20 protein-coding genes are annotated in these 19,571 nt (G+C 73.3%); 4 read left to right on the top strand and 16 right to left on the bottom strand.

The genetic code is table 11. The annotated features are described in order from the left end of the window. Positions 1 to 137 precede the first annotated feature (137 nt). From ACIRQY_RS00260 to ACIRQY_RS00235, 6 genes are all read right to left on the bottom strand, one after another. Positions 138 to 716, bottom strand: a complete 579-nt coding sequence (locus ACIRQY_RS00260) for a hypothetical protein (RefSeq protein WP_351780405.1) — start codon at positions 714 to 716, stop codon at positions 138 to 140. Beyond that, on the bottom strand, positions 713 to 1,888 hold the full coding sequence (locus ACIRQY_RS00255) for an ROK family glucokinase (RefSeq protein ID WP_351780406.1): 1,176 nt from the start codon (positions 1,886 to 1,888) through the stop codon (positions 713 to 715). Before ACIRQY_RS00255 ends, ACIRQY_RS00260 begins: the two co-directional genes overlap by 4 nt. Positions 1,889 to 1,925: 37 nt before the next feature. Continuing rightward, positions 1,926 to 2,720, bottom strand: a complete 795-nt coding sequence (locus tag ACIRQY_RS00250; RefSeq protein WP_351780408.1) for an ATP-binding cassette domain-containing protein — start codon at positions 2,718 to 2,720, stop codon at positions 1,926 to 1,928. Continuing rightward, positions 2,717 to 3,769, bottom strand: a complete 1,053-nt coding sequence (locus ACIRQY_RS00245; protein ID WP_351780410.1) for an ABC transporter permease — start codon at positions 3,767 to 3,769, stop codon at positions 2,717 to 2,719. Before ACIRQY_RS00245 ends, ACIRQY_RS00250 begins: the two co-directional genes overlap by 4 nt. After that, positions 3,766 to 4,785, bottom strand: coding sequence for a sugar ABC transporter substrate-binding protein (locus ACIRQY_RS00240; RefSeq protein WP_351780412.1), 1,020 nt, complete (start codon positions 4,783 to 4,785; stop codon positions 3,766 to 3,768). The genes ACIRQY_RS00245 and ACIRQY_RS00240 overlap by 4 nt, the downstream gene beginning before the upstream one ends. Positions 4,786 to 4,883: 98 nt before the next feature. Beyond that, positions 4,884 to 5,639: a GntR family transcriptional regulator gene (locus ACIRQY_RS00235; protein WP_403921011.1), complete on the bottom strand. Its 756-nt coding sequence runs from the start codon at positions 5,637 to 5,639 to the stop codon at positions 4,884 to 4,886. Positions 5,640 to 5,740: 101 nt separating this feature from the next. Here ACIRQY_RS00235 and ACIRQY_RS00230 point away from each other — a divergent pair, with 101 nt between their 5' ends. Further along, positions 5,741 to 6,736 (top strand): Gfo/Idh/MocA family oxidoreductase, encoded by a 996-nt coding sequence (locus tag ACIRQY_RS00230; RefSeq protein ID WP_403921008.1) that lies wholly within the window; start codon positions 5,741 to 5,743, stop codon positions 6,734 to 6,736. Between the two features lie 248 nt (positions 6,737 to 6,984). Here ACIRQY_RS00230 and ACIRQY_RS00225 read toward each other — a convergent pair whose 3' ends face one another. Genes ACIRQY_RS00225 through ACIRQY_RS00215 form a run of 3 tightly spaced genes read right to left on the bottom strand, consistent with a single transcriptional unit; the run spans position 6,985 to position 10,058 of the window. After that, the gene (locus tag ACIRQY_RS00225; protein WP_403921005.1) at positions 6,985 to 8,163 is read right to left on the bottom strand and encodes a cytochrome P450; all 1,179 of its coding nucleotides are present in this window, start codon (positions 8,161 to 8,163) and stop codon (positions 6,985 to 6,987) included. 9 nt (positions 8,164 to 8,172) lie between these two features. Further along, positions 8,173 to 8,850, bottom strand: coding sequence for a response regulator (locus ACIRQY_RS00220; RefSeq protein WP_403921002.1), 678 nt, complete (start codon positions 8,848 to 8,850; stop codon positions 8,173 to 8,175). After that, a complete protein-coding gene (locus ACIRQY_RS00215) occupies positions 8,847 to 10,058 on the bottom strand; it encodes a sensor histidine kinase (RefSeq protein ID WP_403920998.1) in 1,212 nt (403 codons plus the stop codon). The genes ACIRQY_RS00220 and ACIRQY_RS00215 overlap by 4 nt, the downstream gene beginning before the upstream one ends. Positions 10,059 to 10,202: 144 nt before the next feature. On the opposite strand from ACIRQY_RS00215, the gene ACIRQY_RS00210 reads away from it, so the two are divergent. Continuing rightward, complete coding sequence (locus ACIRQY_RS00210) at positions 10,203 to 10,424, top strand: hypothetical protein (protein ID WP_351780424.1); 222 nt, start codon at positions 10,203 to 10,205, stop codon at positions 10,422 to 10,424. A gap of 143 nt (positions 10,425 to 10,567) precedes the next feature. Here ACIRQY_RS00210 and ACIRQY_RS00205 read toward each other — a convergent pair whose 3' ends face one another. The 3 genes from ACIRQY_RS00205 to ACIRQY_RS00195 form a co-directional block, all read right to left on the bottom strand. Next, on the bottom strand, positions 10,568 to 10,921 hold the full coding sequence (locus ACIRQY_RS00205) for a hypothetical protein (RefSeq protein WP_351780425.1): 354 nt from the start codon (positions 10,919 to 10,921) through the stop codon (positions 10,568 to 10,570). A gap of 11 nt (positions 10,922 to 10,932) precedes the next feature. Then, on the bottom strand, positions 10,933 to 11,868 hold the full coding sequence (locus ACIRQY_RS00200) for a DMT family transporter (protein WP_403920995.1): 936 nt from the start codon (positions 11,866 to 11,868) through the stop codon (positions 10,933 to 10,935). A 283-nt stretch (positions 11,869 to 12,151) separates the two neighbouring features. Then, complete coding sequence (locus ACIRQY_RS00195; protein ID WP_403920992.1) at positions 12,152 to 12,760, bottom strand: dihydrofolate reductase family protein; 609 nt, start codon at positions 12,758 to 12,760, stop codon at positions 12,152 to 12,154. Between the two features lie 246 nt (positions 12,761 to 13,006). On the opposite strand from ACIRQY_RS00195, the gene ACIRQY_RS00190 reads away from it, so the two are divergent. After that, entirely contained in the window at positions 13,007 to 13,747 is a 741-nt protein-coding gene (locus tag ACIRQY_RS00190) for an SDR family oxidoreductase (RefSeq protein ID WP_351780431.1), read from the top strand. 166 nt (positions 13,748 to 13,913) lie between these two features. Here ACIRQY_RS00190 and alc read toward each other — a convergent pair whose 3' ends face one another. Next, positions 13,914 to 15,029, bottom strand: a complete 1,116-nt coding sequence (gene alc, locus ACIRQY_RS00185; RefSeq protein ID WP_403920989.1) for an allantoicase — start codon at positions 15,027 to 15,029, stop codon at positions 13,914 to 13,916. A gap of 1 nt (position 15,030) precedes the next feature. Further along, on the bottom strand, positions 15,031 to 16,365 hold the full coding sequence (gene allB / locus ACIRQY_RS00180) for an allantoinase AllB (protein ID WP_403920986.1): 1,335 nt from the start codon (positions 16,363 to 16,365) through the stop codon (positions 15,031 to 15,033). Between the two features lie 339 nt (positions 16,366 to 16,704). Between allB and ACIRQY_RS00175 the strand changes: the two genes are divergently transcribed. Beyond that, the gene (locus ACIRQY_RS00175; protein ID WP_351780437.1) at positions 16,705 to 17,511 is read left to right on the top strand and encodes an IclR family transcriptional regulator; all 807 of its coding nucleotides are present in this window, start codon (positions 16,705 to 16,707) and stop codon (positions 17,509 to 17,511) included. A 209-nt stretch (positions 17,512 to 17,720) separates the two neighbouring features. Here the strand turns inward: ACIRQY_RS00175 and ACIRQY_RS00170 are convergent, their stop codons facing one another. Then, on the bottom strand, positions 17,721 to 18,401 hold the full coding sequence (locus tag ACIRQY_RS00170; RefSeq protein ID WP_403920982.1) for an ABC transporter ATP-binding protein: 681 nt from the start codon (positions 18,399 to 18,401) through the stop codon (positions 17,721 to 17,723). Continuing rightward, a complete protein-coding gene (locus tag ACIRQY_RS00165) occupies positions 18,398 to 19,477 on the bottom strand; it encodes an ABC transporter permease (RefSeq protein WP_403920979.1) in 1,080 nt (359 codons plus the stop codon). The genes ACIRQY_RS00170 and ACIRQY_RS00165 overlap by 4 nt, the downstream gene beginning before the upstream one ends. Between the last annotated feature and the right edge of the window lie 94 nt (positions 19,478 to 19,571).

The following is a 19,571-nucleotide window of genomic DNA, read 5'->3' as shown; positions in this document are numbered from 1 at the left end:
GGCCGGCCCGGGGCGGTCCGGTCGTGGTGCGCACGGCGGGTGCGTCGGCCGCGCCGGACCCATGTACGCAGCATAGTAATGTGACATTGCACAGACAACCCCCAGGGACCCTTCGGTCGCCCCGCGTCACCGCAGGCTCAGGGGTTCGTCGACGAGACCGCGTACACCCGGGGGAACGCCGGGTCCGTGAGATCCACCGTGATGTGGGTGGTCGGACGCGGCTCCTCGCGCGTCACCGTGGTCCCCGCCCAGTCCATGCCCTCGGCGAAGCTCCACCCGGCGATCTCCGCCTCCCGCTCCCCCACCGTGATCCGGCCGGGAGTGAGCGCCGCGCGGCTGGTGCCCGACTCGGCGAGGAAGGCGTCGAGCCCGTACGCGGTCGTCCTGAACTCCACGTACAGCCGGCTCGTCTTCCAGTTGCTGGTCTCGTAGTAGGCGACGCCCCACGCCCCGGACGGGACCGGGACCTCGAAGACCCGGCGCTTCATCTGCGAGGGCCAGTTCTCCTGGAGCCCGGTCACCGAGGACTCCCGCTCCTTGTCCCGGCCGCTGTCCCGGCTCTGACCTGCCGAGATGACGAGGTACCCGGCGGGGATGCCGACGAGCAGCACGATGATGACCGCCGTCAGCCAGCGGCGGCGGATCATGTGCCGACGGTCCTCGGGCATCCTCTCCCTCGGCGGGCGGGGCGGGGTGGACTGGTGGGGCACGGTCATGAAGCGGGGTCCTCGGGGGGACGGGAGGTGCGGCCCGCGGGTCCGTTGCGCAGGACCTGGGCGTAGCGCTCGTACCGCTCGTAGCGCTCCACCCGGCGCCGGTTGGCCCGGCGGAAGCGGCGGGCGACGAGCCGGGCCAGGTCGGCGGCACCGACCATCCCCGCCTCGGGACCGAGCTGGGCACGGGCGATACGGGCCTCGGGGCGGTAGCCGCGGCCGGTGAGATGACGGCGGAAGGAGTCCCGCGCGGGGCCGATGAGCAGGTCGTCGGCGGCCGAGACGCCACCGCCGATGACGAAGCAGGAGGGGTCGAGGGCGGCGGCGAGGTTGGCGATGCCGACCCCGAGCCACTGGCCGATGTCCTGGAGCAGCTCGATGCACATGGCGTCGCCGTCGCGGGCCAGCTCGGTGATGAGCGGGCCGGTGATCTCGGGGACGCTCCCCTTGACGCGCTCGATGAGGCCGAAGGCGACCGGGGAGTCGGCGGCGGCCAGCTCACGGGCCTCGCGGACCAGGGCGTTGCCCGAGCTGTACTGCTCCCAGCAGCCCCGGTTGCCGCAGGGGCAGCGGTGCCCGCCGGGCACCACCTGCATATGGCCGAACTCCCCCGCGACCCCGTACTTGCCGCGCTTGACCTGGCCGTCCTGCAGGATGGCGCCGCCGATGCCGGTGCCGAGGGTGATCATGACGAGGTGGTCCTCGCCGCGTCCGGCGCCGAAGCGCCACTCGGCCCAGGCGGCGGTGTTGGCGTCGTTGTCGACCATCACGGGGACGGCGAGACGGCCCTGGAGGGCGTCGCGGAGCGGCTCGTTCCGCCAGGCCAGGTGCGGGGCGAAGAGGACCGTGGCCCGCTCGGCGTCCACCCACCCGGCGGCGCCGATGCCCACCGCGTGCACATCGTGCCGGTCGGACAGGTCGAGGACCAGTTCGACGATGGTGTCCTCGACGACCTTGGGGCTCTTCGACTTGTCCGGGGTCTCCGTGCGGAGCTTCTCCAGGATGTTGCCGTCGGCGTCGACGACACCGGCCATCACCTTCGTACCGCCGATGTCGATGCCGACGGTCGGCACCCGGGGGGCCGTCAGGTGGGAGCGCCGCTCCCGGGTGCCGACGGTCCGCAGCACGGTGCCGCGGGCGGAGCCCCGGTGGGCGAGGTCACGGTAGGTACTCATCGGCTCCGATTCTGCCAGGTGGGGTGTGTGGGGGCCGTTACGTCGCGGAGGGCCGTTCCAGTTCGTGGCGCAGGTCCTCCAGCTCGCTGCCGCCGGCCATCTGCCGGGTCAACTCGTCCAGCGTCACGGAGCCCTTGGTGTGGCTGCCCGCCATCACGCCCCGCTTCAGCAGGACGAAGCGGTCGCCGACGAGGTAGGCGTGGTGCGGGTTGTGCGTGATGAGGACCACGCCGAGGCCCTGGTCACGTGCGGCGGCCACGTATTTCAGGACCACCCCGGACTGCTTGACGCCGAGGGCGGCGGTCGGTTCGTCCAGGACCAGGACCTTGGCGCCGAAGTGGACGGCGCGGGCGATGGCCACGCACTGCCGCTCGCCGCCGGAGAGGGTGCCGATGGGCTGGTCCACGTCCCGCAGGTCGATGCCCATGCGCAGCAGCGCCTCACGGGTGGTGTCCCGCATCAGACCGACGTCGAGGCGCCTGAAGGGGCCCGAGCCCCTGGTCGGCTCGGAGCCGAGGAAGAAGTTCCGCCACACCGGCATCAGGGGGACGACGGCGAGGTCCTGGTAGACGGTGGCGATGCCCCGGTCCAGGGCGTCGCGCGGGTTGGCGAGGGTGACCTCCTCGCCCTCGATGCGGAAGGTTCCGGCGTCGTGCCGGTGCAGCCCCGCGATGATCTTGATGAGGGTGGACTTGCCCGCGCCGTTGTCACCGAGGACGCAGGAGATCTCGCCCGCGCGGACCTCCAGGGAGACCCCTTCGAGGGCGCGGATGTTCCCGTAGTACTTGCTGACGTCGTCCAGCTCGACGAGGGGAGGGGTGCCGGTCGTCACTTGGTGGCCTCCACGCGCTTGCGGATCCAGGCGTTCAGCAGGGTCGCCAGGAGGAGCATCGCGCCCAGGAAGAACTTGAACCAGTCCGGGTTCCACTCGGCGTACACGATGCCCTTGCTGGTCATGCCGAAGATCAGGGCGCCGACCGCCGAGCCGATGGCGGAGCCGTAGCCGCCGGTGATCAGACAGCCGCCGATGACCGCCGCGATGATGTAGATCAGTTCGTTGCCGACGCCCTCGCCCGACTGGACGACGTCGAAGGAGAACAGCAGGTGCTGCCCCGAGATCCAGGCGCAGAACGCGACCCCCATGTAGAGGCCGATCTTCGTCCGGTAGACCGGGACGCCGACCGCGCGGGCCGCGTCGGCGCCGCCGCCGACCGCGAAGATCCAGTTGCCGAAGCGGGTGCGGAGCAGGATCCAGGTGGCGAGCGCGACCAGGGCCAGCCACCACAGGACGGTGACCTTGAACTCGACCCCGCCGATCGTCACCTGCGAGGCGAAGAGCGCGCGGGCGGAGGAGAAGCCCTCCATGTCGGCGATGGTCTTGGTGGAGACGGTGCCGCTGATCAGCTTGGTGAGGCCCAGGTTCAGACCGGTCAGCATGAGGAAGGTGCCGAGCGTGATGATGAAGCTGGGCAGCTTCGTCCGGGTCAGCATGAAGCCGTTGAAGACGCCCACGGCCAGGGTGACGAGCAGCGAGACCCCGACCCCGACCCAGACGTTCGCCGTCATCTGGTAGCTGAACATCGACGAGACCAGGGCCGAGCTGGTGACCAGCACGCCCGCCGACAGGTCGAACTCGCCGCCGATCATCAGCAGGGCGACCGGGACCGCCATGATGCCGATGGTGGAGGCCGCGTAGAGCACGGTCCCCAGGCTCGCGGGGCGCAGGAAGCTGTCGGCGGCCACCGCGAAGAAGACGAAGACGCCGATCGCGCCGACGACCGAGCCCAGCTCGGGGCGGGCCAGGAGCTTCTTCAGCGGGGTGGTGCGCAGCAGCCGCTCGTCGACGTGGTCGATCCCGGACGGTGGGGCGGTGGAACTCATCGGGTGCCCCGATCCGCGTACTCCAGGAGCCTGCCCGCGTCCTTCCGGGTGATGATCTGCGGGCCGGTGAGGACCGGCTTGCCGCCGCCGAGGACGTTGGCGTTGTAGCGGTACAGCCAGAGCAGGTCGACGGCCTCGTACCCCTGGAGGTACGGCTGCTGGTCGACGGCGAAGCCGAGGGTGCCCGCCTCCAGGGCGGCCGCGACCTTGGCGTTGAGGTCGAAGGTGTCGATCTCGGCCTTGCTCCCGGCGCTCTTCGCGGCCTGCACGGCGGTGTCCGCGAAGGGGGCGCCGAGGGTGACGACGGCGTCCACGGCCTTGTCGGACTGGAGCTTGGCCTCGATGGACGCCTTCACGTCGGGCATGTTGGTGCCGTCGACGTAGAGGTTGACCAGTTCGCCGTCGAAGGTCTTCTTCGTCCCGGCGCAGCGCTGCTCGTGGCCGACGTTGCCCTGCTCGTGCAGGACGCAGAGGGCCTTCTTCTTCCCGCGCGCGTTCAGCTCCTCGCCGACCGCCTCGCCCGCGACGGTCTCGTCCTGGCCGATGTGGGTGAGCGCGCCGTACGCCTTGGACTGCGCGGCGCCCGAGTTCACGGTGATCACCGGGATGCCCGCCTTGACGGCCTTCTCGACGGACGCCTTCATCGCGTCGGGCTTGGCGAGGGTCACGATCAGCCCGTCGACGCCCTTGGCGATGTACGAGTCGATCAGCTGCGCCTGCTGCTGGGACTCGTCGCTGTGGGCGTACAGGAAGTTGATGTTGTCCTTGACGGCGGCCTGCTTGGCGCCCTTCTGGACGATGTCCCAGAAGGTGTCGCCGTCGCCCGAGTGGGTCACCATGGCGAAGGTCCAGCGGGGGGTGTCGACGGCCGCCCTGCCCTGGGCCTCGGCGGCCCTGCGGGCGTCCTCCGCCCGCTTTCCGCCGGTGCTGCTGCACCCGGCGAGCGCCCCTGTGAGCGCGAGCGCGAGCACGCCGCCGATGACGGCGCGTACCCCTGCTGTCCGAAGCCTGGTCACGAGGCGGTGCCCTCCTTTGTGTCCTTCTGCGTGCATTGCAGTATCGGTCATGAGGGTCGTGGCACTCGCCGGGGGGCCCTCATGCCGACCGCTCCGGCCTACGGACGGACCATCAGCCGGAACTCGAAGGAGTAGCGGGCGGCCCGGTAGAGATGGGAACCGTACTCGACGGCCCGGCCCTTGTCGTCGTAGCTGACGCGCTCCATGGTGAGCAGCGGGGCGCCCGCCCGCTCGTCGAGCGGCGCGGCCTCGGCGGCGGTCGCGGCGCGGGCGCCGACGGACTGCCGGGCGCTGTGCAGGGTCACGGCGGCGGCGCGGAGCAGCCGGTAGAGGCCGGTTCCCGCCAGGTCGGCGCCGGGGTCCAGGAGTCCCGGCGGCAGGTGGTTGCGCAGATGCGCGACGGGTTCCCCCCGGGCGGTGCGGAGCCGCTCCAGGTAGTGGACCTCGCTGCCCTCCGGTACGCCGAGGGCCGCCGCGACGGGTCCGGTGGCGGGTTCGAGGCGGTCGGCCAGGACCCGGGTGGCGGGGCGCTGTCCGGCGGCGTCGAGGTCGTCGTAGAGGCTGGTCAGCTCCAGTCCCCGGCGGACGCCGCCGGGGACGACCTGGGTGCCGACGCCCCGGCGGCGGACCAGCAGGCCCTTGTCGACGAGGGTGCGGATGGCCTGGCGGACGGTGGGGCGGGAGAGCCCGAGGCGGGTGGCGAGGTCGATCTCGTTGCCGAGGAGGGTGCCGGGGGGCAGCGTCCCGTCCTCCACGGCGCTCTCCAGCTGCCGGGCCAGCTGGTAGTAGAGCGGGACCGGGCTGGTGCGGTCCACGGAGAGCGGGGGCAGGGCGGAGCCGGACTGCTTGGACACGGGGGGAGCGTAGCCCGGGTGGTTGATGACGGGAAGTCGTGACGTCCGGTTGTCCTGACAAATCCTTGACATCGGGGACGGCACGGCTCCACGGTGGGGCCATGCGCATCGGACTCATCGGTACGGGACGGATCGGGAGCTTCCACGCGGGGGTGCTGGCCCGGCACCCGGAGGTCGGGACGCTGGTCGTCACGGACGCGGACGCCGCCCGCGCGGCCGGGGTCGCGGCGGCGCTCGGGGTGCGGACCGCGCCGGACGTGACGGCCCTGTTCGCGGAGGGCCTGGACGCGGTGGTGATCGCGTCGGCGACGGCCGCGCACGCCGAGCTGATCGTCCGCGCGGCGGAGGCGGGCCTCCCGGCCTTCTGCGAGAAGCCGATCGCCCTGGACGTGCCGGGCACGCGGACGGCGCTCGCGGCGGTGGCCGGGGCGGGCACCCGGCTCCAGCTGGGGTTCATGCGCCGCTTCGACGAGGGGTACCGGGCGGCGCGCGAGGCGGTCCGCTCCGGGCGGCTCGGCCGGCTGCACACCGTACGGGCGGTGACGTCCGACCCGCGCCCGCCGCCCGCCGCGTACCTGCCGCTCTCCGGCGGGCTCTTCCGGGACTGTCTGGTGCACGACTTCGACATCGTCCGCTGGGTGACCGGGCGGGAGGTCGTGGAGGTGTACGCGACGGGCTCGGACGGGGGTCCCGGCGCCTTCCGGGAGGCCGGTGACGTGTCCACGGCGGCGGCGGTGCTCACCCTGGACGACGGCACGCTGGTCACGGCGACCGCGACCCGGTGCAACGGCGCCGGGTACGACGTGCGGATGGAACTGGCGGGCGACCGCGACCAGCTGGTGGTGGGCCTGGACGACCGCACTCCGCTCACCTCGGTGGAGCCGGGCGCCCCGGCCGCGCCGGAGAAGCCGTGGCCGGGGTTCCTGGAGCGGTTCGCCCCCGCGTACGAGGCGGAGCTGGACGCGTTCGTCCGGCTCGTACGCGGGGAGGTCCCCAATCCGTGCGACGGGACGGAGGCCCTGGCCGCCCTCCGGATCGCGGAGGCCTGCGAACGCTCCCGGCGGGAGCGGCGGCCGGTCCCGGTGGACGCTCCTTAGGGCCTGTCTGACAATTCGCGGCGTCGCCCGCAGGGCGGCCGCGCGGCGTCAGGTGCGTGCTCTCGGCGTGCCTGCCCCAGGCCCGCGTACTGGATGTACGTGGGTCTGGGGCCGGTGCGGCGAGAGTGCGTGCATGGCGTCGCGCGGCAGGCGGGAATTGTCAGACAGGCCCTAGGGGCGGTCCACGGTGCCGCTGGACGTCCCCGGGGAGGGGTCGCCGGTCCTGGCGGACCGTCCCCGGGGAGGGGTCACCAGCGGACCGGGAGGTGGCGGACGCCTCGGAGGAGGAGGCCGGGGATCCATTCCCAGGGGGCGGCCCCGGGGTCGAGCTCCAGGCCGGGGAAGCGGTCCAGGAGGGTCCTGAGGGCGATACGGCCCTCCAGGCGGGCCAGCGGGGCGCCCAGGCAGTAGTGGATGCCGTGCCCGAAGGCGAGGTGGCCCTTGGTCTCCCGGCGGACGTCGAAGCGGTCGGGGTCGGGGAAGCGGGCGGGGTCGCGGTCGAGGGCGCCGATGCCGACGAGGACGTACTGTCCGGCCGGGATCTCCCGGCCGCCGATGACGACGGGCTCGCGGGTGAAGCGGAAGGTGCTGGTCTCCACCGGCCCGTCGTACCGCAGGGACTCCTCGATCGTGGCGTCGAGGAGCGTCGGGTCGGCGCGCAGGGCGGCGAGCTGCTCGGGGTGGGTGAGCAGGTTGCGGACGGTGTTGGCGATCAGGTTGACGGTGGTCTCGTGCCCGGCGATGAGCAGCAGATAGGCCATGGCCCGCAGTTCGGGCAGGGACAGCCGGTCGCCGTCCTCGGCGCGGGCGGCGATCAGCCCGGAGAGCAGGTCGTCGGCGGGTCCGGCGGCGCGCTTGTCCTCGATGAGTTCGTCGAGGTATCCGGCGAACTCCTTCATGGCGGTTTCCATGCTGCGCTCGTCGGCCGGGGTGACGAGTTCGTTGGACCAGCGGCGGAAGGTGTCGCGGTCCTCCGCGGGCACGCCGAGGAGTTCGCAGATGACGATGATCGGCAGCGGGTAGGCGAAGGCGTCGACGAGGTCGGCGCTCCCCGAGGGTTCCATCGCGTCGGCGAGTTCCGAGGCGAGGCGTTCGACGCGGGGGCGCAGGGCCTCCACGCGGCGGGCGGTGAACTCGCCGGTGACGAGGCGGCGCAGCCGGGTGTGGTCGGGGGCGTCCGCGCCGAGGAGGTGGACGCCGATGACGTCCTCCTCCGGTGGCCGTACGCCGATCACGGACGGGGACTTGGCGAGCCGGGGATCGGCGAGCGCGGCCCGCCCCTCCTCGTGGCCGACGACCAGCCAGAACTGGAAGCCGTCGGGGACCCGTACTTCGTGGACGGGTCCGGCTTCGCGGAGCTTCGCGTAGAAGGGGTACGGGTTCGCGGTGAAGTCCGCGCCGTACTCCCCCAGTTCGATGACGGACATCGCTCCACCCTACGGGGTGCCGTCCCGTTCCCCGTCGAGGAGATCCGCGTCGTGGACGAGCAGGGCGATCTGGACGCGGTTGTTGAGGCCGAGTTTGGCGAGCACCCGGGAGACATGGGTCTTGACGGTGGGGACGCTCATGTAGAGCTCGGCGGCGATCTCGGCGTTGGACAGGCCCCGGCCGACGGCGACGGCCACCTCCCGCTCCCGGTCGGCGAGTTCGGCGAGGCGCCCGGCCGCGGCGGCTTTCGGGGGCCGCCCCGGCCGTCCCGAGACATGGGTCATGAGCTGACGGGTGACCGCCGGGGAGAGCACGGGGTCGCCCGCGGCGACCCGGCGGACGGCGGCGACGATCTCGGCGGGCGGGGTGTCCTTGAGGACGAATCCGGCGGCGCCCGCGCGCAGCGCGCGGAGCACCTGCTCGTCCGCGTGGAAGGTGGTGAGGACGACGACCTCGGGGGCGCCGGGCCGGGCGCGCAGGAGCTCGGTGGCGGTGAGTCCGTCGACCTGGGGCATCCGGATGTCCATGAGGACGACGTCGGGGGCGTACCGGGAGACGAGCGCGGGGACCTCGTGGCCGTCGGCGCCCTCGCCGACGATCTCCAGGTCCTCGGCGCCGCCGAGCATGAGGGTGAGGCCCGCGCGGACCAGGGGGTCGTCGTCGACGATGAGCAGCCTGATGGTCATGGGGGCCACGGTAGCCAGGCGTGGAGGGAGAACCCGCCGCCGGGGGCGGAGCCGTGTTCCAGTCGGCCGCCGGCGAGGGCGGCGCGTTCGGTGAGGCCGATGAGTCCCTGGCCCGAGCCGGGGACGTGCGGGACGGGTCCGGCGGGTGCCGGGTTGTGGACGTCCACGGTGAGCCCTTCGCCGGGGCGTCCGCGCACGGTGACGGTGACGGTGGTGCCGGGGGCATGCTTGCGGGCGTTGGTGAGGGCTTCCTGGGCGATGCGGTAGACGGTGCGGCCGGTGGCGGCGGGCACGGCGGCGGGGTCGTCGACGGTGGTGTCGAGGACGACGTCCGCCCCGGCTTCCCGGGACTCGTCGATCAGCGCGCCGAGGGTGGCGAGGGTGGGCTGGGGGCGGTGGCCGCCGTCGCCGTCGTCGGGGGCGCGCAGGACGCCGATGATCTCGCGGAGGTCCTGGAGGGCTTCGTGGGCGCTGTCGCGGATGACTCCGGCGGCGCGGGCGACCTGTTCGGGCGGGGCGTCGGGGCGGAACTCCAGGGCTCCGGCGTGCACGCTGAGCAGGGTCAGCCGGTGGGCGAGGACGTCGTGCATCTCGCGGGCGATGGCCTCGCGGGCGAGCCGCTGGGCCTGTTCGGCGCGGAGTCCGGCCTCGGCCTCGGCGCGGCGGGCGCGTTCCCTGAGTGCTTCGACGAGCAGACGGCGGGAGCGGACGAGCATCCCCCAGGCGGTGACGAGGAGGATGAGGACGAAGCCGATGGCGAGGCCGAGGCCGACGTTCACGGTGGGGTCGGGCCGGACGAAGACCTGGGCGACGGAGGCGGCGGTGGCGAGGCCGCCGATCCAGGCGACCTCGCGGAAGGGCCGCCGCACGGCGACGCTGAACAGGGAGGCGAGCAGCGCGCCCGCGGCGACCGGCTCGACGACGCTGACCAGGGAGAGGCCGACGGCGAGTCCGACGGGCCAGCGGCGGCGCAGCCAGAGGGCGCAGCAGGCGGCGGCGCCGAGGAGCTGGTCGACGAAGGCGACGGTCTCGCTGGTGTAAGGGGCGCTGCCGTCGACGACGAGGAGACCGAAGAAGGCGGCGAGGAGGAAGAGCGTGGTGTCCACGATCCAGTCGCGGACGGTACGGCGGGGCCGGGGCGCCCCGCTCCCGCCCGGTTCGACCAGGTGGGAGGGGAACAGCCAGCGCTGCCGGTCCGTACGTGTCATAGCGGCAATGTATGCGGCCGGGGGCCCGGCGCCGGGCACGAGCGGCGGGGACGGTACCGAAGTCGCGGGAGTCGGTACTTCGGTAGCGGTGGCGTGGACGGGAGGCGGACGCGGGCGTTCCCCCGACCGGGTCATGATCACCCCATGAAGCGATTTCTTGAGGTCACCGGTTTCCTGCTCGCGGCCTTCGGCGCTGCCGGAGTGGTGCGCGAGCTGACGGACGGCTGGTTCCGGTTCATGGGCCTGACCCGGTTCCTGACCGAGAACGTGGAGTTCCTCCAGGGCCGGGAGCTGTTCGCCAACATCGTGATCATGGTTCTCGGCGTGGTCCTGATGATCGTGTCGGACCGGGTGCGGAAGTCCTGACGGGCGCGGACCGGGGCTGCCGGATCACGTACGTACGAGAGCCCGCGGGTCCCGGTCCCGGGGCTGCCGGACCGGGTGCGGAAGCCCGGCCGGTCCCGGTCCACCGGGTCGCGGGCGGAAGCACGCCGGACCCGGTCCGGGGGTCAGGTGCTGGCCGAGTCGAGGCGGGTCACCTCGGCGAGGTGCTCGGACATGCGGTGGGAGACCGAGCCGGTGGTCCAGAGGACCGCGCCGACGACCGCGAAGGGCAGGGTGCCGCCCGCGAGGCCGAGGAGCAGCGGCCAGTCACGTTCCTCGACGCAGCTCTCGTCGTGGGCGAAGGAGCTGGTGAGGAGCGCGGGGCAGGGGCTGCCGCCGTCCTCGGGCCCGTACGGGGTGAGGAGGAGCACCGCGAGCCAGACCCAGCCGAGGGCGGCGACGGCGAGCAGCCCGAGGCCCCAGCCCTGGGTGCGTCGGGCGCGGGCGCGGAAGGCGTTGTCGTACGGGAGTGAACGCATGGCCGTAGAACCTACCCGGGGGTGGAGTCCGCGGCCCGGCGGCCCCATGTGGTGCCCGCCAGCACGAGGATCGCGCCCGCGAGGCCGAGGACGCCGGGGCGGTCACCGGCGACGGCGATGCCCAGGGCGGCGGCCCACAGCGGTTCGGTGCCGAGGAGCAGGCTGACCCGGGACGGGGAGGTGCGGCGGACCGCCCACATCTGCACGAAGAAGGCGAAGAGGGTGCAGAAGACGGAGAGGAAGAGCAGTCCGGCCCATTCGCGGGGGCCGAAGTCGAGGGCGACCGTCCAGGGGGCGGCGCCGGTGCCGGGGAAGGCCGCGATGACGGCGAAGACGGCGACGGCGGAGCCGAGCTGCACGGTGGTGAGGGAGAGCGAGTCGGCCGAGCGGACCGCCTTGATCCGGGACATGGCGAGGACGTGGACGGTACGGGCGAGCGCGGCGAGGAGCATGAGCAGGTCGCCGGTGGAGGGCGCGGTGAAGCCGCCGCCCTGGGTGAGGAGCACGACGCCGGTGACGGAGAGCGCGGCGGCGCCGAGGAAGGCGCGGGGCGGCCTGACCCGGGTCACGGCGGCTTCGGCGAGCGGGGTGAAGATCATGGTGAGGCTGATGATCAGGCCCGCGTTGGTGGCGGAGGTGTGGACGACTCCGTAGGTCTCCAGGAGGAAGATCCCGCCGAGGATCAGGCCCAGGGTGGCGGCGCCCCGCCACTGGGGCGCGGTGAGCGCCCGGAGCCTGCTCCATCCGGCGACGACGAGGACGGGCAGCACGACCGCGAACCGCAGCACGAGCACCGCGATGACGGTGTGGCTGGTGGTGATGCCCTTGGCCGAGAGGTAGCTGGCGCCCCAGACGACGGCGACGATCAGGACGGGCAGGTCGGTGAGCCAGGCCCGGCGGGGGGCGCCGAGCGGCATGGGGGCGGCGAAGGAGGACGAAGCTGCCATCTCGGGCCGGTCTCCAACTCATCGGAAGGGGTGGAGACTTCTGCGGCTCGCACTCGGAGCGATCACGGTACCGGGGTCGGCGCGTGGTGACTACACCCTTCCGCCGTCCCCGGTCCGGGACTGCCGGATCGTGATGATCGGACGGCCGGGGGCCCGGCCCCCGGCCGCCGGACCCCGCCCACCGGGACTCGGGCGCCGGGGTCAGACGCCGGGCCTCAGGCGCCGGGCCTCGGGCGCCGCACGTCAGGCTCCGGGCCTCAGCTCGAAAGCCGCCGCACCGGGTTCAGAAGCTGCCGTACGAGGGGCGGCCCTCGCGTTCGTACGTGAGGAGGACGACGCCCGTGCTGGTGACGCTCGTCTCCGTGGTCCGGAAGGCGGTGGGGCGGACTCCGTCGGAGAAGAGGCGGCGGCCCGAGCCGAGGACCACCGGCAGGACGGCCAGGTGGAGGGTGTCGATGAGGTCGTGGTCGAGGAGGGTCCGGGCGAGTCCGGCGCTGCCGTGCATCTGGATCTCGCCCTCGGTGCGCTCCTTGAGGGCGGTGACCTCGGCCACGGCGTCGCCGCGCAGCAGGGTGGTGCCGGACCAGTCGGCGGAGTCGAGGGTCGTGGTGGCGACGTACTTGGGGAGGGCGTTGAGCTTGGTGGCGACGGGGTCGGCGGCGTCGGTGCGCTGCGGCCAGTACCCGGCGAAGATCTCGTAGGTGTGCCGTCCGAGGAGGAAGGCGGTCGGCCGGGCGAAGATCCCGGTGATGAACCGGCCGAAGTCCTCGTCGCTGTAGGGCACGGACCAGCCGCCGTGCGCGAAGCCGCCGCTGGCGTCCTCCTCCGGGCCGCCGGGGGCCTGGTGCACGCCGTCGAGGGTGAGGAACTGGGTGAGGCTGAGCGTGGCCATGGTGGCGCCTTTCGTATCGGTCCCGTACTTCTCATCTCTTACGACCGGCAGGCCCGGCGAAAGTCATCGGTGTCCGCCCCTCCAGTCTTCGGATCGGTGTCCGCCCCTCCGGTCTTCGGGTCGACGTCGACATCCACCCCTCCAGTCTTCGGGTCGGCGTCCGATACCCGCCAGCGCTGGGGGGCCCGGAGGCATTTCATTGAACTCGCAACCACTACTGGCTTTTTCTTCCACGGAGGTTTCGGGATGTCCACGATGAACGGAACGGCGGTCCTGGTGACGGGCGGCAGCAGGGGCATCGGCGCGGCCACCGCCGTCCGGCTGGCCCGGGAGGGCGCCGACGTCGCCTTCACCTACGTCCGGGACGAGACGGGCGCGAAGGAGGTCGCCGCGCGGATCGAGGCGGCCGGCCGCAGGGCGCTGCCGCTGCGGGCGGACGCGGCCGACGCCGGGGACGCGGCGGGCGCGGTCCACTGGGCGGTGGACGCGCTGGGCCGTCTCGACGTCCTGGTGAACAACGCGGGCGTCGGGGTCCTGGGCCCGCTGGAGTCCCTGTCGCTCGCGGACGTGGACCGGGTCCTCGCGGTGAACGTCCGGGCGGTCTTCCTCGCGTCGCAGGCGGCGGCCGCGCATCTGCCCGAGGGCGGGCGGATCGTCACGGTCGGCAGTTGCATGGCCCTGCGGGTGCCGGGGCCGGGCGGGACGCTGTACGCGATGAGCAAGGCGGCGCTGACCGGTCTGACGAAGGCGCTGGCGCGGGACCTCGGCGGGCGCGGCATCACCGCGAACCTGGTCCACCCCGGTCCGGTGGACACCGACATGAACCCGGCGGACGGACCGTACGCGGACGGCCAGCGGGCCCTGACGGCCCTCGGCCGCTTCGGCACCCCGGAGGAGGTGGCCGCGATGGTGGCCTTCCTGGCCGGCCCCGAGGGCCGGTACGTGACGGGCGCGGAGTTCTCGGTGGACGGGGGGCACGCGGCCTGAGGCCGGGGCGCCCCCCGCGCGGCCTGGGGCCGGGTCCGGCCGGGCCGGGCCCTCGGGAGGAATCCGGAGCCGGGCCCGCCAGGCCTCCCCGGGCCGGACCCGCGTCGGAGCCGGGCCCGGGAGGCGCCGCTGGGAACGGGGCCCGACGTACTCGCCGGGAGGGAGGTCAGCCGCCCAGTTCCTGGTGGCGGGCGACGAGCCGGGCCGTACCGGCGTCGGTGAGGGAGCCGAAGAGACGGAGGCGGGAGATGCCGCCGTCCGGGTAGATGTCGACGCGGACGCGCGAGCCGACCGCCGGGACGTCGAGGACGAAGCGGTGGTTGGTGTCGGGCTGGAGGCGCGTCCGGGGCAGGACCTCCGTCCACTCCTCGGAGTCCTGGGCGGCGGCCGAGAGCGCGGCCCAGCCCGCGCTGTTGCCCTTGAGGTAGGCGGTGTCGATCTCGACGGCGCGGATCTCGGACTCGGCGGCGAGCTGGTAGCGGATCCAGTCGTTGCCCTTGTCACGGCGGCGGCGGGTCTCCCAGCCGTCGTCCATCTTGCGGGAGCGGCCGGGCTGGATGGTGTTGGTCGCCGGGGAGTAGAAGCGGTCGGAGGCGTCCTCGACCTGGCCGCCGTTCTCCAGGGCCGCGAGGTCGAAGGTGCCGAGGACGCCCAGCCACGCCGGGTCGGGGGCGACCTCGCCGTACACGCGGAGGCGGGCGATGCCGCCGTCGGGGTGCTGGTTGACGCGCAGGTGGGTGAAGCGCCGCGCGACGTCGACGGCGAAGCCGTTGGCCGCGTGGCCGCCGACGGCGGTGCGGGGGACGAGGGTCGTCCATGTGACGTCGTCGGCGAGGAGTTCCTCGGGCGACGGCGAGCCGGGCAGCGAGGTGGCCTCGACGGAGACGGCCTGCGGGTAGTTGCCCCGGAAGTGGGCGGTGTCGACGAGGACGCCCCGGACGACACCGGGGGCGCCGAGCCGGACGAGGGCCCAGTCGTGGTCGTCGTCGGTGGGGTGCGGCTCCGCGGCGGAGACGCCCCGGCGGCGGCGGGTCTCCCAGCCGTCCATGATCTTGCCCTTGTGGCCGAAGTGCTCGGGGTCGAACTCGGCGGCCCCGGGCTTCAGCAGGTTCTCGCGCTCGGCGAAGAACTCGTCGTTGGCGGCCACGACGCCCGCGCCGAGGCGGCGGTCGGCGAGGTCGGCGTACCGGGTGAAGGGGAAGTCGGCGCTGCGGTAGTCGGCGTAGGGGTCGCCGCCGCCGTAGGGGCTCGCGTCACCGGTGAAGGCGGGTATCGCGGACACGTCAGGTGGTCCTTTCGAGGAGGCGGCCGGTGGGCCCGGTGAGGGTGCCCCGGTCGGCGATCCGCTCGCCGCGCAGCCAGGTGGAGGTGACGACGCCGCTGAGGGTCCTGCCCGCGTAGGCGGTGATGCGGTTGCGGTGCTGGAGTTCGGCGGGGTCGACGGTGAAGGTGGCGTCCGGGTCGAGGACGGCGAAGTCGGCGTCGCGTCCGGCCGTGATGGCGCCCTTGCGGTGGAGTCCGGCGAGCCGGGCGGGGCCCTCGGACATCCAGCGTGCGACGTCCTCCAGGGTGTGGCCCCGGCGGCGGGCCTCGGTCCAGATGGCGGGCAGGCCGAGCTGGAGGGAGGAGATGCCGCCCCAGGCGGACGCGAAGTCGGGCGTCTTCAGGTCGGTGGTGGAGGGCGAGTGGTCGGAGACGACGCAGTCGATCGTGCCGTCGGCGAGGCCCTGCCAGAGCGCGTCCTGGTTGGCTGCCTCGCGGATGGGCGGGCAGCACTTGAACTCGGTGGCGCCGTCCGGTACTTCCTCGGCGGTGAGGGTGAGGAAGTGCGGGCAGGACTCGACGGTGATCTTGACGCCCTCGGCCTTGGCGGCGGCGATCAGCGGCAGCGCGTCGGCGGAGGACAGGTGCAGGACATGGACGCGGGCGTTCAGTCTGCGGGCCTGGTCGACCAGGTTCCCTATCGCGGTGTTCTCGGCGTCCCGGGGCCGCGAGGCGAGGAAGTCGGCGTAGGCGGGACCGGGCCTCTGGGGCGCGGCGGCGAGGTGGTGCGGGTCCTCGGCGTGCACGATCATCAGACCGTCGAAGCCGGAGACCTCGGCGAGCGAGGTGGCGAGGCGCTCCTGGTCGAGTTCGGGGAACTCCTCCACGCCGGACGGCGAGAGGAAGCACTTGAAGCCGAAGACCCCGGCGTCGTGCAGCGGGCGCAGGTCCTTGACGTTGTCGGGCAGGGCGCCGCCCCAGAAGCCGACGTCGACGTGGGCCTTGGCGCGGGCGACCTCCCGCTTGACGCGCAGGTTGGCCACGGTGGTCGTGGGCGGCAGCGAGTTGAGGGGCATGTCGAGCAGGGTGGTGATCCCGCCCGCGGCGGCGGCGCGGGTGGCGGTCCAGAAGCCTTCCCACTCGGTGCGGCCGGGGTCGTTCACATGCACATGGGTGTCGACGAGTCCGGGCAGGACCACGTCGTCGCCGACGTCCTCGAGGCGGGCGCCGGGGGGCGTCCCGGCGTCGTACGGCAGTACGGCCGCGATCGTCCCTCCGGAGACGGCGATCGACGCCGGGCGCGTCCCCCCGGGGGTGATGACGCGTGTCGAGCGCAGGACCAGGTCGACGTCCACCCGTACCCCTTCTTCCGGTGCTTCGGCGGAATCCGCCGTCAGGAATTCAACGAACTGTTGAAGGAGTCTTCACTTCCGGAGACATGCCGTCAAGGGCACGCCTCCACCACCGGGCCCGCCGGGACCCCGCTTGGCGGTTTCCACGAAGTGGAATGTAAATTTCGTAGAGTAGAACGTAGCTCCGCACATGCGGGACCGCCCCGGACCGCCCCGGACCGTCGGCCACACCGGACAAACACCCCCTGACCGGCTCGGACGCCGACCCCGGGACCGTGTGCCCCGGCCGGGGGCGCCCGGTAGGCTGCTGCCTTGCCCGCCTGCCCCGAAAGGACCGTTGACGTGCCGACGTCCAGCGCCAGCACCACCGACGCCGCCAAGCCCGCCGCGAGCGGGGGCGTCCAGTCCCTTGAGCGTGCCTTCGACCTTCTGGAGCGGATGGCCGACGCCGGTGGCGAGGTCGGGCTGAGCGAGCTCTCCGTCAGCAGCGGACTGCCGCTGCCCACCATCCACCGGCTGATGCGCACCCTGGTCGCCTGCGGCTATGTGCGCCAGCAGCCCAACCGGCGGTACGCGCTCGGTCCCCGGCTCATCCGGCTCGGCGAGTCCGCCTCCCGCCTCCTCGGGACCTGGGCCCGCCCCTATCTGGCGCGGCTCGTCGAGGAGACCGGCGAGACGGCCAACATGGCGCTGCTCGACGGGGACGAGATCGTGTACGTGGCGCAGGTGCCGTCCAAGCACTCCATGCGCATGTTCACCGAGGTCGGCCGCCGGGTGCTGCCGCACTCGACCGGTGTCGGGAAGGCGCTGCTCGCGCACACTCCGGCGGAGGAGGTCCGCGCGCTGCTGGCCCGTACCGGTATGCCCGCCGCGACGGAGAAGACCATCACCACGCCGGACGGCTTCCTGGACGCGCTCGTCGCGGTCCGCGAGACCGGCTACGCGGTCGACGACAACGAGCAGGAGATAGGGGTCCGCTGCCTCGCGGTGCCGGTGCCGGACTCCCCCACCGCGGCGGCCATCTCGATCTCGGGCCCGGCCGGCCGGGTGACCGAGGCGGCCACGGAGAAGATCGTCCCGATCCTCCAGCAGGTCGCCCGCGAGCTCTCGGCGGCCCTGGCGAACACCTCGGGCGGCACGGGAGCCTGAGACGCCGGTACGACTCCGCACCGCACCGCCCCGGTTCGAGACGGAGCCGTACCGCCCCGAACCGCCCGGGACTCCCCGGCCGGACGCCCGGACCCGGCCGGGTCCGGCGCGGGGCGCGTCCGGCGCGGCGCGTGAACGACGCGAGCCCCCACCGGCGCGGGGCGAGCGACCGGCACCGGACCGTGACCGGCACCGGACCGTGACCGGTGTCAGGCCGTGACGGCTTCGGTCAGACGGCCGTCCTGGACGGTGACCACGCGGTCCGCGCGGGCGAGGTGCGTACGGTCGTGGGTGACGAGCACGGTCGCCGTGCCGCGCTCCCCCGTCAGACCGGCGAGCAGTTCCACCACCGCCCCGCCACGCTCGTGGTCGAGTGCGCTGGTCGGTTCGTCGACGAGGAGCACCGAGGGCTCGTTCATCAGGGCCCGCGCGATGTTGACGCGCTGGCGCTGGCCGCCGGACAGCTGGTGCGGGCGGCGCCCCGCGAGATCGGCGAGACCCACCGCGTCCAGCAGTGCGAGGGCCCGGCTCCGCGCCTCCTTCGGCGGGCGGCCGGAGAGATGGGCCATGACCTGGAGCTGTTCGGCCGCCGTCAGGGAGGGCAGCAGATTGGGCTGCTGGAAGACGATCCCGATCCGCTCCCGCCGCAGCGCGGCCCGCCCGGCGGCGTCCAGCGTCGCCGTGTCCGTACCGGCGATCCCGACCCGGCCCCGGTCCGGGGTCACCAGGGTGGCGGCGACGGCGAGCAGGCTGGACTTGCCGGAACCGGAGGGTCCGACGACCGCCGTGAGCGTCCCGGCGGGGACGTCGAGGGAGACGGCGTCGAGGGCGGTCAGCCGCCCGTCGCCGTCGGGGTAGGTGAGGGTGACGGCGTCGAGGACGAGGCTCATCGGGCGCTCCCGAGGGCGGTGAGGGGATCGACGGCGGTGATCCGCCGGATGGACAGGGCGGCGCCGAGGACGCCGAGCAGCACGAGCACGGCGGCGGGCCCGAGGACGGTGAGCGGTTCGAGGACGAACGGCACGTTCCCGCCGCTGACCAGCGCGCCGATGCCGACGGCGAGGGCGGTGCCGAGGAGCGTCCCGGCGGTCAGCATGAGGACGGCCTGCCCGAGGGCGTCCCCGAGGAGGTACGGGGTGGAGGCCCCGAGCGCCTTGAGGACGGCGACGTCACCGCTGCGCTGGATGGTCCAGACGGTGAAGAAGGCCCCGATGACCAGCGCGGAGATGGCGAAGAGGAAGCCGCGCATGAGCTGGAGCGAGCCGTTCTCCGCCTGGTAGGAGCCGATGGCGGTGAGCGCTCCGTCGAGGGTCCGCGCCTCGGTGCCGAGGGCCTTGTCCCCGGCCGCCCAGTCGGTCCCGCCGTTCCCGCTGAGCGCGACGACGGTGGCCTGCTCCTCCGGGCCCGTACCGCTGTGGCCGAACTTCTGCCAGTCGTCGAGGGACGTCCAGACGACCGGGGTGTGGCTGTACGAGGCGTCGCCCGCGACGGCCGCGACGGTCAGTTCCAGGGGGCCGAGCCGGACGGCGTCGCCCGCCGAGACGCCCAGTTCCCCGGCCGCCGACAGGGACAGGACGGCCCTGCCGGGGCCCACGGTGCCGGGCGCGAGTCCCGCTCCCGGCTCGGAGCCGAAGGCGGAGACGGCGGCGGTGCGGTCCCCGGCGGCGGCGTTGAGCGTACGGATGCCGAGGGGCTCGGCGGCGGTCACTCCCGGCCGCTCCGCCCACGCCCGCCACTGCCGCTCGGTCACCGTCGAGTTGGTGAACGAGGCGGACTGCCCGGACGGCGGCGCGGCGAAGGCCAGCCGGTCGGCGGGCAGGCCGGTGATCGCGGAGATGTTCTCCCGCGCGAGCCCGGCGGTCAGCCCCGACAGCAATCCGACGAGCAGGGTGATCAGCACGATCACGGTGCCCATGAGGGCGAACCGCCCCTTGGCGAACCTGAGGTCTCTCCATGCCACGAACATGCTCACCAGCGTGGTCCCGGCGGGGCGGCGGGGGCATCGCGCGCCGGATGGCCCCGCGGTCAATCTTTCGGTTGAGCCGGTATTGTCCGGCCCC

The organism is Streptomyces sp. NPDC101490, from assembly GCF_044767145.1.
GTDB lineage: Bacteria > Actinomycetota > Actinomycetes > Streptomycetales > Streptomycetaceae > Streptomyces.
The sequence above is the reverse complement of the archived record's forward strand: the minus strand, read 5'-3'. Positions and strand labels throughout refer to the sequence as shown.